This is a genomic window from Pseudomonas sp. EB271-G4-1, assembly GCF_058791355.1.
In genome coordinates this window covers 79,362-93,034 of sequence record NZ_JBYTEO010000027.1, presented here as the reverse complement: position 1 = coordinate 93,034, position 13,673 = coordinate 79,362, and the positions used below count along the sequence as shown (strand labels likewise).

The following is a 13,673-nucleotide window of genomic DNA, read 5'->3' as shown; positions in this document are numbered from 1 at the left end:
CCCCCCCCCCCCCCCCCCCCCCCCCCCCCCCCCCCCCCCCCCCCTCCCCCCCCCCCCCCCCCCCCCCCCCCCCCCCCACAGGGAACTGTGTCGGGCCTGAGCTGTACGGTCAGGCCCGGCATCCATTGGCTCAGTTGCTCTTCACCGCATACTCCGGCTTCTTGTCGTTGCCCGGGATGAACGGGCTCCACGGCTGGGCGCGGATCGGCCCTTCTGTCTGCCATACCACGTTGAACTGACCGTCGGCCTGGATCTCGCCGATCATCACCGGCTTGTGCAGGTGGTGGTTGGTCTTGTCCATGGTCAGGGTGTAGCCGGACGGCGCGGCAAAGGTCTGGCCGGCCAGCGCTTCGCGAACCTTGTCGACGTCGGTGGACTTGGCTTTTTCGGCGGCCTGCGCCCACATGTGGATGCCGACGTAGGTGGCTTCCATCGGGTCGTTGGTCACGGCTTTATCGGCGCCTGGCAGGTTGTGTTTCTTCGCATAGGCTTTCCAGTCGGCGACGAATTTCTTGTTCGCCGGGTTCTCCACCGACTCAAAGTAATTCCATGCTGCGAGGTTGCCCACCAGTGGCTTGGTGTCGATGCCGCGCAGTTCTTCTTCGCCCACCGAGAAGGCCACGACCGGCACGTCAGTGGCTTTCAGTCCCTGGTTCGCCAGTTCCTTGTAGAACGGCACGTTGGAATCGCCATTGACCGTCGAGATGACCGCTGTCTTGCCACCAGCCGAGAATTTCTTGATGTTAGCGACGATGGTCTGGTAGTCGCTGTGACCGAACGGCGTGTAGACCTCTTCGATGTCCTTGTCGGCCACGCCTTTGGAGTGCAGGAACGAACGCAGGATCTTGTTGGTGGTCCGCGGGTAGACGTAGTCGGTACCGAGCAGGAAGTAGCGCTTGGCACTGCCACCTTCCTCGCTCATCAGGTATTCGACGGCCGGGATCGCCTGCTGGTTTGGCGCGGCACCGGTGTAGAACACGTTCGGCGACATCTCTTCACCTTCGTATTGCACCGGATAGAACAGCAGGCCATTGAGCTCTTCGAACACCGGCAACACCGATTTGCGCGACACCGAGGTCCAGCAACCGAATACCACGGCGACCTTGTCCTGGGTCAGCAGCTGTCGGCCCTTTTCCGCGAACAGAGGCCAGTTCGACGCCGGGTCCACCACCACCGCTTCAAGCATCTTGCCGTTCACGCCGCCCTTGGCGTTGATCTCGTCGATGGTCATCAGTGCCATGTCCTTGAGCGATGTTTCCGAGATCGCCATGGTGCCGGACAACGAATGCAGGATACCGACCTTGATGGTCTCGGCGGCCTGGACAGTCCAGGTCATGCCCATCGCGGCAATGCTTGCCGTGAGTGTGAAAGCCTTGATCAAACTGCGACGCTTCATTGTGCGATCTCCATGAACGTTGGATATTTTTCTTGGTTGGCAGATGCGGACTACTGAAGGGTCTTTAGCAAGGGCTGTGCCTAACGCCCGAAGTGCTTTACCTGAAGGGGAAAACCGTTCGGCGAATGCGCCGCCTGCACCGTGAGCGAGCACAACAGTGCAGGTGGGGCATGGCGATGCGCCCAACTGGTGCCGAACGTTGCTGGTAGTAACTATGTACCGCCCGGGCACTGTTTTCCGGTGCAAGAGTGGGGCTCTATCAGTGAATCAAAGGAGCACCACTTCATGGATGAACAATCACAACAGCACTACTCGGGAGGTGCGGGATCTGCGCTGCATGTACTGGCCAGGGAGTTCCTGTCGGCGGACGATGCCGCCCGTTATGCCCATGAGCGAGTCGGTCACCGCCGCGACAGCGGGTATCTCGGCTATATCCTTCAGCGCAGCGATCTACGATTTGTCATAACCGAACCGGCCGAGCATCAGGTCAGTATCGTTTCCCATCACCAGGTGATCCCCGACAATCACGTCTTGCACAGTCGTTTCTATTCTCACCCTGCGCTTTCGACGCTCGACGCAGGCAAGGTTGCGCAGCTGAAATGGTCTGTCGAAGATGCAGCGACGAGCTTGCTGATATTCAGCGTCCATGAGTTGCACAACATCCTGAGCGCCAGTTATCCGGTTTATCTTTCGGGAGCCGAAGACAGTTTGATCAGTTTCACGCCCGATAGCCCGCACGAGTTGAAGCTGCTGCAGATGCTCGGAACGGACGAAAAACCGGAGGCTTTTGCCAAGGCTCTCGCCTCGGGGGCGGTCAAACCGGAACAACTGGTTTTGGAGTTGGCAGCTGTCGGCAATCTGCAGGTCCTCATCAGCAACGGCAGCTGGCGACCACGGGGAAAAATCACCGGGGAGCGCATTCCGGGCCCCTGGGAGCGAACCGTGCCGGAGCGGGTGTCTTTTGGGGCGGTGTTCCCGTCAGCCGATGAGGCGGCACTTGATCGCTATTCCAGGGACACGGGGCACCACGACGAGGAACAGACCTGGTTCGGGTTCATCCTCAAGCAACAGGGCAAGGAGGAATACGTCGCCTCCGAACTGGTCCCGGTTGGTGGTGTGCGAGACAAGCTTTATTCGTTGCGCAGTTTGTTCAGCGAATCCAGAACCCTGGGGACTATCTACCCCGAGTCATTTATACCGCATTCCTATTTTTACTCGCGTCAGCGCGTCAAGCATGCGCGAGACGAATCCAGGCGCTGGTTGGCCCAGCACTTCATCGTGCCACGAGATCTTTTTATTGTTGTTTACAACTCAAAAAGACGTCCGGTGATGGAGGGGTTTGTGCCCATTCCTCTCTATATTTCTACCCAGGACGGGGCACTGCTGAAGTATGTCCAACGCAAGGGCTCCAAGCTGTTCGAAAACGACGCCCCGAACCTGGGCCTGGAAGACATTCAAACCCACCTGGCCAATGGCAAGCTCACGTCGACCGGTTTTGTCAGGGTAGCCGCTAACAGCGGTACCTTGCAGGTGATGCGCACCAGTCAGTGCTGGGACAGGAAAGGTCTGATCGACGCCCTCTGGGCGCCAGCTCTGTTCGTGGAACGTCGAGCCTTGAGTCCGGTTTTCTTTTCGGCCGATGACGCTGCGCTGCATGCTCGCTCGCAAGTTCCGCAAGGCAAGACAGGGGCGTTTGGCGGCCTGATCCTCAAGCGCGCCGACGGTTTTTTCGTAGCCACCGATCCGATCGACATTCCTCAGGAAGACTTTGATATCAAGTGGGTGTTTCCCGATGAAGCGGTCACTGCCGGCCAGTTTCCGGCAGGCTGCAGTATTGTTGCGCGGTATCGCTCACGGGTGCTGCGGGCGCTGCCTGTGGTATTGGCGAGCGCTGATAGAGAGCTTTATCTCAACATGCTGTCTGTCGATGTGGTTTACACGGCATTTACTCGTAAGGAACAAACACTCGACGAGTACTTGTTTGCACCTGACGGATCGACCATCCGTTTTCGAGTCGGAGCGTGGGAGCGAATCCGCGCCGACCTGGGCGCGATATTGAGTGCCTCGGGTAAACCGGCTAGCGACCTGGATGGAGCCTGGATCAAGGAGCAGATCCATCTGGGCCGGTTGTCACCGACGGACTGGGTAAAAAAACTGGCCAAGTCCGGTTATCTGCAAGTGGTCGTGGGGAGTCGCTTGTGGGGCTATGCGCGTGCGGTCATAGAATTTACGCCATTTGCAACGGCTATCCGCCCGAGCAATCGCAGGAATGCGGTGTCGGAACCCGCTTACAGCCCGTTGCATATTCGCGAGCAGGATGCCGCGCGCTGTGCCCATGAGCGGGCCGGCAGTCGTGCCGCACTGAGTTTTGGATTCTTGCTCAGGAATGCCCGCGACGGTTCTTTCATGGCAACCTTGCCCATTGAGGCACGAAACGCAACGTTCGACTACCAACGTGTCTTTCCGGGTGCGTTACCTTACCGCTTCGTCACCAGCGGCTTGTACATGTGTGGTGCGCAAGCGCCTCAGAATCTGTCGGACGATGATTATCGGCACTTCTTTTCACCAATCGATGTGAGTCAGGCACGTGTTGTTGCGAACTCAGCCCAGGGCTACCGGTCGATTTACTTCTCCTGCGCCGACGGTGCCTTGTTACAGTTCAAGATGAGCGCCTTCGATTCGGCTATGACACTGGATAAGTTTGGGCAGGTCGAATTCAAGGACAATCCGTTCGCGTCATCTGCACAGGCGCAGGAGGACTGGCGCGACATCGAGCAGGGCAAGTTCAGCCTGACCGGTTACATTCGGCGCATGGCGGTGGCCGGACGACTGGAGGTCCTGGTGACAAGCCCCTACTGGTCTTGCCCGGGAGTGGTGGGTGCCGACTGGGTTCCACGGATGCCTGCTGTTTCCGACGCTGAACGGTGGGCACTCAATCCCGTCCTGCCTTTGGGACCCGTGTTTCACCATCCCGACGATGCGGCTCGTCATGCACAGCATCGGGCGGCGGGTGTCGGTGGGCAGCCCGCGGCGCTGACCAGCGCCGTGCTCGGCAAAACCGCAACCCGTTCGTACGTCGGCGTGGAGCCCGTTGTGGACACACCTTCCTCCTATGGTGCGCTGCACCGTATCTTCCGCACCGCGAACGACCCGTCGACTTCGCCCAGGAATAAAGCGCCGCAGTTTCCTGAGGGTTACACGCTGATGGCGGGCCACGAGATGTCCTTGTCGCCCGCCATCCCCACCGCCCCGCTGGAGGTGGACTATGCATCGGCCGCGTCGGTCTATGAACACACCCATGCCATGAAAGCCAAAGGGTTTGATATTGACGCGTTCTACTACTCGACGCGTCATGGTGCGCTACTCAAATACGACCCCACCCACTCCTCGGAAGAAGGCCGGTTTTTACTCACCGGACATTTTACGTCATCCGAAGATTTTGTTCTGAAGTTGGCGGTTGTTGGTGGGCTGAGGGTGCTCAAGACGGCAGCTGACTGGAATCAGGCGGGCAGACTGGGACAGGACTGGAGAGTCGCTCGTCAACAGGTGCCCGACGTTTCCGATAAGCCGACTCGGGATGAGCTGTAATCTCGAGTCTACAGTCGTGGTGCGGCTGGCAAGGAAATTCGCAATTGCCAGTGAGATGCGCGGGGCCCCCGCGCATCTCGCCTGACTCAGGATGACGGTGAGGCGGTTTCAGTTTGCCGGGTCAGGCGCGACAACAGCAGCCGATCGAGCAGCCATACCACCACCAGCGAGATCCCCACCAACGGGAACGCCACCGCCAGGGCGAACATGATCACCATCGCGGTTTTCCATTTCGGCAGGTCGTGGCGCAGCGGTGGGACACCGAACTTGCCTTGCGGACGGCGTTTCCACCAGATCACCACGCCGCTGACCGCGCTGAGCAAGATCATCAGGCAGATCAGCAGGATAATGATCTGGTTGAGCGTGCCGAACATCTTGCCTTCGTGCAGCATCACGCCGATTTCCGTGGCGCGGGCGACGACGCCGTATTGCTCGTAGCGTACGTCGGCGAGGACGTCGCCAGTGTACTGATCGATGTGAAGGGTGGCGTCATTGCGTGGGTCATCGGCGAACACAGCGATGGTGAATACGCCAGTGGCCGTGGTCGGGAAGGTGATGCTGTAGCCGGGCTCGACCTTGCGTTGCACGGCGATGTTCTGCACATCCTGCAGGCTGATGGTCGGCGCGGCGGGACCGGTTGGCGCTGCGCCGTGGGCCATGTGTTCGGCATGATCGCCGGACATCGGCATCGGCGTATTTTCCATGGCCCACGGCACAGTCTGGCGGGTGGCGCTGTTGAGGCTGCGCGCTTCGACGTCGGACTTTGGCACGTTGTCCCACATCGCCGCCGGAAAGACATTCCACACGGCGGCGTATTGCTGGCCCCAGAAGCCGGTCCAGGTCATGCCGCTGAGCAGCATCACCAGCAACAACGAGGCGCCCCAGAAGCCGGTGACGGCATGCAGGTCACGCCACAACACCCGGCCTCGACTGTTCAGGCGAGGCCAGAGAATGCCTGCGGCCTGACCACGGGGCCACCACAGAAACACCCCGGAAACCACCAGCACCACCCCCCAACCAGCGGCCAGTTCCACCAGTCGGTCACCCACGGTGCCGATCATCAGTTCGCCGTGAATCGCTCGCGCGACCGCCTGCAGGTTCTTCTTGGCATCTTGCTCGCCGAGAATGTCACCGTGATACGGGTCGACGAACACATTCAGCTCGTTACCACCGTTGAGCACGACAAACTGGGCACTGCGCTGGGGGGTTACCGGCGGCAGGTATTGTTTGATCGTGCCTTGTGGATAGGCGGCCTTGACCCGGTTGAGCAGGTCATCGGCCGGCACCGTGTGGTGTCCGGCAGGGACGTTGAGCAGGCTGCTGTACATCAGTGAGTCGAGTTGCGGTTTGAACAGGTAAATGGTGCCGGTCAGGGCCAGCATCACCATGAATGGCGCAACGAACAATCCGGCATAGAAGTGCCAGCGCCAGGCCAGGTTGTAGAAATTCACTTTGGGCTGTTTCATCGGTTGTGCTCCGCTTGGCGAATCAATTGTCTGTAAAAGATCGCAGCCTCGTTTCACTCGACAGCTCCTGCAGGAGCCTGCGATCTTTTGACTTTTGTTGTTAGAAACTCATATCAATCCTGGTCCAGAGCGTGCGCCCCGGTTCCTTGATGGCTTGCGGATCATTGGCCGGGTAACCGAAACCGGCGTTGCCGGCCAGGTTCAAATGTTCGGCGTAGGCCTTGCCGAACAGGTTGTCGACGCCGCTGCTGACCTTCCAATGCTGGTTGATCCGATAGGCACCGTTGAGCGAGAACACGGCAAAACCCGGGGTCTTGTCGAAGTCCTTGCCGACCACGTTGCCTTTGTTCTGGTCGATACGGTTTTGCGCGGCAACCACTCTCCACAGTGCGCCGGTGCTCCAGTTGTCTTCGCTGTAGGTCAAGCCGAAGCGGGCGTCCAGCGGCGGCATTTGTGGCAAGGCGCTGCCATCGCTGCTGTTCTTGCCCCAGGCGTAGGCCAGGGTGGCGTCGGCTTTCCAGTGCTCGTTGAGTGGGTAGGCGGCACCCAGTTCGCCACCCATGATTCGCGCATCGATGTTCTGTGCTTGAGAGGTCATGCCCATCATGGCTGGCGTGTAGTTGAACAGGATGTAGTCGCGCACCTGGCCGATGTAGGCCGAGGCCCAGGCTTCGAGATCTTCAGCTTTGTATTGCAGGCCGAAGTCGAGCTGGGTGGTTTTCTCGGGCTTGATCGAATCGAAGGCATTCACCGATCCGGCGGGGCCGGAATTGGGCGAAAACAGTTCCCAGTAGTCCGGGAAGCGCTGGGTGTGGCCCAGTCCCGCATACAGTGTGGTCGGGCTGTCGGCCAGGTCGTGTTCGTAGCGAATGAAGCCACTGGGCAGCGTATCGGCACGCGTGTCGTCGGCGGTTGGGTTGGGGCGGGTCATCATCCCCGAGCCGATGGTTTGCCGGTAATCCTTGGCCGAAGCGCGGTCCAGGCGTGCGCCGGTAATGAGTCGGTCACGCTCGGCGGCGTACCAGGTCAGTTCGCTGAACACTCCGTAATTGTGGAAGTCGGCGTCCTTGGTGTACGGCTGGTCCTTGTAGGTGTCGATGCCCATGGCGCTGCGTTGGCGGTGCTCGTTGGTCTGCGCATCAATGCCACTGACCAACTGCACATCGGCCCAACGCCAGGTAGCCTTGACTCGCGCGCCAAGAGTGCGCCGGTCGACGTTGGACGCCATGGGGCCGGCCATCATCCCGGTGCCGGACGGCGTTCGCAGCGTGTAGTTGTCCATCACATGGTCGGCGTAGTTGTAGTAGACCTGCGCCTCGAGCTGTTCCAGCACGTCGCTGATGTTGGACTTTTCGAAGCGCAGGCCAAGGCTCTCGCGCTTGAACTGCGAACCGTCCATGCCGCGTCCTGCGTAACGTGCCTCGCCGTCACCCTTGCCAGCGGTCAACTCCAGCAGGGTATCGGCGTCTGGGGTCCAGCCGAGCGCGACGTCACCGTTCCATTTGTCATAACGCGATGCCACGGTGTCGTTGTTGCCATCCTTGTAGTCGTCGGCCTGGGCGGTGTTACCGATCACCCGCATATAACCCAGTGGACCGCCGGCGGCTGCGTCCACCAGCTTGTCAAAACGGCCATTGGAGCCGGCCAGCACACTGGCGTTCACCCGCGTGCCGAGCTCACCGAAGCTTTCCGGTTCGCGGTCGAAGAGGATGGTGCCGGCCGAAGCCCCCGGTCCCCAAAGCACGGTCTGCGGACCTTTGATGACGGTCAGTGTGTCGTAGGTTTGCGGGGAAATGTACGAGGTCGGAGCGTCCATTCGGCCGGGGCACGCGCCGAGCATCATGCCGCCGTTGGTGAAGATGTTCAGGCGTGAGCCAAACATGCCGCGCAACACCGGGTCGCCGTTGGTACCGCCATTGCGCACCTGGGCGAAGCCCGGAATGGTTTTCAGATAGTCCGACCCGTCGCTGGCCGGCACGGGTTGGCGCGGCTCCCTGGGGTTGGTGACGATGGTCAGTGGCGAGTTCGGGGCAATCGCGGTGATAACCGTCGGGGTCAATTCTTCACTATGACCTGCGTGTTCATCGGCCAGCGCGGAAGGCGCGAGCAAGGCACCGCACAGGAGGGCGGTGGCGTGCCTGAAGCGAAGGCTGGATTCGTTCAGGGCAAGGGTGGCTTGGGCAGTGCTCAAGCAGGGGACAGCAGCAAACCTGGACATGACAATTTCCATCGAACAGTCGTAAACGACACGGTCGCTCCTGGAGGACCGTGTGAAACCAGAGGTGGGTTGTTTACGCGATGACGGGCGGAGCGCGGGTGCGGGCGCCGGGGAAGAAGGCTTGCCGGGCATGGCCCTGGCGAGGAGATGGCGGGGTGTACGTGTTGGCGGGCGGGGTATCGAACGCTGTGAATGCAACGCCACCGGTGAGCGCCGGGCAATTGAACAGCAGGCTGCAATAGCCGCATTTTTCCCAGATTGCGTGGTGCCCGGACGCTGGCGGGCAATGCTCGGCCGTCGGTTGAGCGGCGTGATCGGCGTGATCCATCGCCGACATGTTCATGCTCATGTCCATTGACATGTTCATGCTCATGTCCAGGGGCATGGAGGTACGCTGATCCATCGGCATCGACTGAGAAATCAGTGGACCGATAAAGATCATCAACATGGCGAACAGGCTGATCCAGCTGCCGCGCGTCAGTCTCAAGGGCTGACGACGGTGGGCGGATGACCTGGTGCCTGGCGGACGCATGGGCGGCCTCAGCTCAGCAGATTATTGAGCGTGAGCGTGCTTTTGCGTGGCCTCGGGCGCCTGCTTCTGCACCGCCACTTCGACCGTCACGTCACCGGACTTCTCGAAGTGCAGGGTCAGCGGGAAGCGCTTGCCATCGCTAAGCAGGCTTCGGTCTTTCAGCCCCAGCAACATGACGTGGTAGGCCATCGGTGCAAAGGTGACATCGCCACCTGCGGGGATTTCCACGCTCGGTACCGGCTGCATTTTCATCAGGTCGTTTTGCATCACATGCTCATGTAATTGCGCTTCACCCGAGATTGGCGAGTCGACACCGAGCAGGCGGTCGGCGGTCTTGCCTGCGTTGTGGATCACGAAATAGGCCGCGACGGTCGGCGCATTGGGCGGCAATTCCTGCGACCAGGGATGAGCGATCTGCAGATCGCCGAGCGTGTATTCGTGGGCATTGGCAAAGCAGGCAGGCAGCAGCAACGCGGCCAGAACGATAAGTCTGTTCAACATGGCAGTTCTCCAGGCGATTCAAAACGCAGATCAATTGCGAGATGTCATCACACCAGAGGCGAGGCACGGGGGTTGAGGCTGGGCCATTGCTGGCGGGGTGTCGGGGTATTGAATGCGGCGGGAGGCAGGCTTCGATTCGCTTCGAACTGCGTGTAATACAACCGTGGCTCATGTCCGGGCAACGCCACCAATGGCGCGGAGCCGCTGCAGCACCAGCAATGTTGCATGTTGGAATGATCGTCGCTTTGCGGGGCTTTTTGCTCGATATCGCCCAAGGAGATCGCCACCACCCGGGTGCCGCTGGACGAGCAGAAACTGCCCCACAACAATTGTTCGGCTGGCGCCTTCGCCGTCTGCGCCATCGCTCCGGACATCGGCATGGCGAGCATGTTGAACAGCACTGCGAAGCAGGCTATCCAGGCAATTGCTAGCCGTTGTCGGGACATGGGACAAATCCGGTGGGTGGGCGATCAGGCGCGGCTATTTAGCCTGATCAGGGCCGATAAGTAAAAACACCGCGTGCGGTGTGGTGTCGCAGCACGAAGTTCTCATATCCATCATGATAGCTGCGAATAGCGAAATGCCAGTGTCACTTAAACTTGTCAGTCGTCTTTTAAATGGGTGTAAGTAAATGCTGGTGGATTTTTAGACTTTAACTTTTGCATCGCTATCAATGACGCCATCGCGGGCAAGCCCGCTCCCACAGTTATCGGCATCGGACACATAATCATTGCCAGACAGAAAACCTGTGGGAGCGGGCTTGCCCGCGAAGACGTACTAAGGCGTTCACAATTCTCAGATAAAAACCTGTTCTGTCATTGCTCGCAACACCTCGGCCACCGACTCAAACTCGCGCTCTACCACCGGCAACACCGGCCGCTTCAACACCAGCACCGGCACCCCCCGCTCGCGCGCCACCTCCAGCTTCGGCTCAGTGGCGGTGCTGCCGCTGTTCTTGCTGATCAGCACGTCGATCTGCCGACGTTCGAACAAGGCGCGTTCCTCGTCGATCAGGAACGGTCCGCGTGCACCGATCACTTCGCAACGTTCGTTGCCGGGGTAAACGTCCAGCGCGCGCAAGGTCCAGAATTGCTCCGGCGGGATTTCGTCCAGGTGTTGCAAGGGCTCGCGACCCAGGGTGAACAGCGGTCGACGGAAGGGTTTCAGCGCGTCGATCAACTCGGCCCAATCACTGACTTCGCGCCAGTCATCGCCGGCCTGCGGTTGCCACGCCGGACGTCGCAGCGCCCAGCAGGCGATGCCGCTCAACCGAGCCGCCGTCGCGGCGTTTTGACTGATCCGGGCGGCGTAGGGATGGGTCGCGTCGAGCAGCAGATCAATCCCTTCATCGCGTATGAATTGCGCCAGCCCTTCGGCACCCCCATAGCCGCCAACTCGAACCTGGCAGGTCAGGTCCGTCGGCACTCGACCGACACCCGCCAGGCTATAGATGTTTTGCGGGCCGAGGGTTCGGGCAATCGCCAGCGCCTCGGTCACGCCACCCAGCAACAGAATTCGCTTCATTGAAAAGCTCCTGCATGGCCAACAATTCCGCCCTGGCGATCGATGGCAAACACTTCGACCTGAACCTGCGCCGGCACCACGCTGCGGGCAAAGTCCAGGGCGTGTTGGCACACGGCATCGCCGAGGGCGATGCCGGCGGCGCTGGCCATCGCCAGGGCCTGTTGACTGGTATTGGCTTCACGGATGCCTTGCTGCAGCGCCGTATCGGCGCCGACCGCGGCGGCCCATTCGGCCAGTTGCGGCAGATCGATGCTCGAATGCCGACTGTGCAGGTCCATGTGCCCGGCCGCCAGTTTGCTGATCTTGCCGAAGCCGCCGCACAGGCTGAGTTTTTCGACCGGAACCTTGCGCAGGTGCTTGAGCACGGCACCGACGAAATCGCCCATTTCGATCAGGGCGATTTCCGGCAGGTTGTAGACCCGGCGCATGGTGTCTTCGCTGGCGTTGCCGGTACACGCGGCGATGTGCAGATAACCGTTGGTCTTGGCCACGTCGATGCCCTGGTGGATCGAGGCGATATAGGCCGCGCAGGAAAACGGCCGGACAATACCGCTGGTGCCGAGGATCGACAGGCCGCCGAGTATTCCCAGGCGCGGGTTCATGGTTTTCAGCGCCAGGGCCTCACCGTTCTCGACATTCACCGTGACTTCGAAACCGCCGCGGTAGCCGAACTCGTTGGCAAGCAGCGTCAGGTGATCGCTGATCATCTTGCGTGGTACGGGATTGATCGCCGGCTCGCCAACGCCCAGCACCAGCCCCGGGCGGGTGACCGTACCAACACCACGCCCGGCATGAAAACCGATACCCGGCTCACTGCGCAGGCACACCTGAGAGTAGAGCAACGCGCCATGGGTTACGTCGGGATCGTCTCCGGCATCCTTGATCGTCCCTGCCTCGGCGCCACCGTCGATCAGGCGGCAGAACTCCAGGCGCATCTGCACCTGCCTACCCTTTGGCAGCACGATGTGCACGGCATCCGACGAAGTGCCACCGAGCAGCAGGCGAGCCGCTGCCAGGCTGGTCGCGGTCGCGCAGCTGCCCGTGGTCAGGCCGCTGCGCAGTGGTGCGGGTTGTTCGGCGGTTTCGTCACGCATCGAAGGGTTTGACCACGTCCAGCAAGGTAATCGGCAACGCCTGGCGCCAGGTGTCGAAGTCTCCCAGGGGCTGCGCCTGGGCGATATGAATACGCGTCACCTCGCCCCCGTGCTGTTCGCGCCAGGCCATCAGGGTCATTTCACTTTGCAGCGTGACCGCATTGGCAATCAGGCGGCCGCCAGGCTTGAGCGCTGCCCAGCAAGCGTCGAGGACGCCTTCGCGGGTGACGCCGCCGCCGATGAACACCGCGTCCGGACGCTCGAGTCCCACCAGCGCCTGCGGTGCACTGCCGCGAATCAATTGCAGGCCGGGCACACCGAGTGCGTCGCGGTTGTGCTCGATCAACAGCTGCCGACCTTCGTCGGCCTCGATGGCCAGCGCCCGGCAACCGGGATGAGCGCGCATCCATTCAATGCCAATGGAGCCGCTGCCGGCACCGACATCCCATAACAGCTCACCGGGAACCGGTGCCAGTCGAGCGAGTGTGATGGCGCGCACATCGCGTTTGGTCAGTTGGCCGTCGTGCCTGAAGGCGGAGTCCGGCAAGCCGGCCAGTCGCGACAGACGCGGCGCGTTTGCTTGGGCGATGCATTCTATGGCGATCAGGTTCAGGTCGGCGACAACCGGGTCGGCCCAGTCGTTGGCCGCACCGTCGATGCGTCGCTCGGCCTCACCACCCAAATGTTCCAGCACGCTCAGGCGGCTCGGCCCGAACCCGCGTTCGCGCAACAATGCCGCGATCGCGGCGGGACTTTGGCCGTCATTGCTCAGCACCAGCAGACGAACGCCACTGGACAACTGAGCATTAAGCGCCGCGATGGGGCGAGCGACCACCGACAGCGTCACCACATCCTGCAACGGCCAGCCCATCCGCGCGGCGGCAAGTGAGCAAGAAGATGGCGCGGGCAAGACCAGCATTTCACTGCTGGGTAGTTGCCGAGCGAGGCTGGCGCCAACACCAAAGAACATGGGGTCACCGCTGGCCAGCACGCAAACGGGCTCACCGTACCGCTCCAGCACCGGCGCCAGCGAAAACGGGCTGGGCCACACTTGCCGTTCACCACGAATACACACCGGCAGCAAATCCAGTTGCCGCTGGCCGCCAATGATCCGCGAAGCGCCCAGCAGGGCGTGCCGAGCGTTCTTGCCCAAGCCCTTGAAGCCGTCTTCACCGATGCCTACCACTGTCAGCCAAGGGGGCATGCCATTCCTCTTCTATCGACCAAAGCCCAATCATCTCCGCGGCCAGGTCCGTCTCGACCGGCGCGGTGGGGCATCATAACGCGGTGTCGATTGCATTCGCCCGTCGTCGTCGATGAAATCGCGTTCAAGGGCGATGGCTGCCCTGCAAAA

10 protein-coding genes are annotated in these 13,673 nt (G+C 61.0%); 1 reads left to right on the top strand and 9 read right to left on the bottom strand.

The genetic code is table 11. The features are described 5' to 3' along the window. Nucleotides 1–130: 130 nt before the first annotated feature. Nucleotides 131–1,396 (bottom strand): urea ABC transporter substrate-binding protein, encoded by a 1,266-nt coding sequence (gene urtA, locus AC3WWR_RS15575; RefSeq protein ID WP_020797581.1) that lies wholly within the window; start codon nucleotides 1,394–1,396, stop codon nucleotides 131–133. 285 nt (nucleotides 1,397–1,681) lie between these two features. On the opposite strand from urtA, the gene AC3WWR_RS15570 reads away from it, so the two are divergent. Then, complete coding sequence (locus AC3WWR_RS15570) at nucleotides 1,682–4,984, top strand: hypothetical protein (protein ID WP_083350073.1); 3,303 nt, start codon at nucleotides 1,682–1,684, stop codon at nucleotides 4,982–4,984. An 86-nt stretch (nucleotides 4,985–5,070) separates the two neighbouring features. Here AC3WWR_RS15570 and AC3WWR_RS15565 read toward each other — a convergent pair whose 3' ends face one another. From AC3WWR_RS15565 to AC3WWR_RS15530, 8 genes are all read right to left on the bottom strand, one after another. Further along, the gene (locus tag AC3WWR_RS15565; RefSeq protein ID WP_020797579.1) at nucleotides 5,071–6,450 is read right to left on the bottom strand and encodes a PepSY-associated TM helix domain-containing protein; all 1,380 of its coding nucleotides are present in this window, start codon (nucleotides 6,448–6,450) and stop codon (nucleotides 5,071–5,073) included. 100 nt (nucleotides 6,451–6,550) lie between these two features. Further along, the gene (locus AC3WWR_RS15560; RefSeq protein ID WP_492598858.1) at nucleotides 6,551–8,668 is read right to left on the bottom strand and encodes a TonB-dependent copper receptor; all 2,118 of its coding nucleotides are present in this window, start codon (nucleotides 8,666–8,668) and stop codon (nucleotides 6,551–6,553) included. A 73-nt stretch (nucleotides 8,669–8,741) separates the two neighbouring features. Continuing rightward, the gene (locus tag AC3WWR_RS15555; protein WP_042955367.1) at nucleotides 8,742–9,200 is read right to left on the bottom strand and encodes a DUF2946 domain-containing protein; all 459 of its coding nucleotides are present in this window, start codon (nucleotides 9,198–9,200) and stop codon (nucleotides 8,742–8,744) included. A 21-nt stretch (nucleotides 9,201–9,221) separates the two neighbouring features. Continuing rightward, complete coding sequence (locus AC3WWR_RS15550) at nucleotides 9,222–9,701, bottom strand: copper chaperone PCu(A)C (RefSeq protein ID WP_432668951.1); 480 nt, start codon at nucleotides 9,699–9,701, stop codon at nucleotides 9,222–9,224. 47 nt (nucleotides 9,702–9,748) lie between these two features. Continuing rightward, nucleotides 9,749–10,147 (bottom strand): DUF2946 domain-containing protein, encoded by a 399-nt coding sequence (locus AC3WWR_RS15545; RefSeq protein WP_432668953.1) that lies wholly within the window; start codon nucleotides 10,145–10,147, stop codon nucleotides 9,749–9,751. 349 nt (nucleotides 10,148–10,496) lie between these two features. Beyond that, nucleotides 10,497–11,225 carry a cobalt-precorrin-6A reductase gene (locus AC3WWR_RS15540; protein WP_492598857.1) on the bottom strand — a complete coding sequence of 243 codons (729 nt, stop codon included), beginning with the start codon at nucleotides 11,223–11,225 and terminating at the stop codon, nucleotides 10,497–10,499. After that, the gene (locus tag AC3WWR_RS15535) at nucleotides 11,222–12,319 is read right to left on the bottom strand and encodes a cobalt-precorrin-5B (C(1))-methyltransferase (RefSeq protein WP_492598856.1); all 1,098 of its coding nucleotides are present in this window, start codon (nucleotides 12,317–12,319) and stop codon (nucleotides 11,222–11,224) included. Before AC3WWR_RS15535 ends, AC3WWR_RS15540 begins: the two co-directional genes overlap by 4 nt. Beyond that, nucleotides 12,312–13,523: a bifunctional cobalt-precorrin-7 (C(5))-methyltransferase/cobalt-precorrin-6B (C(15))-methyltransferase gene (locus AC3WWR_RS15530; protein WP_020797572.1), complete on the bottom strand. Its 1,212-nt coding sequence runs from the start codon at nucleotides 13,521–13,523 to the stop codon at nucleotides 12,312–12,314. The genes AC3WWR_RS15535 and AC3WWR_RS15530 overlap by 8 nt, the downstream gene beginning before the upstream one ends. Between the last annotated feature and the right edge of the window lie 150 nt (nucleotides 13,524–13,673).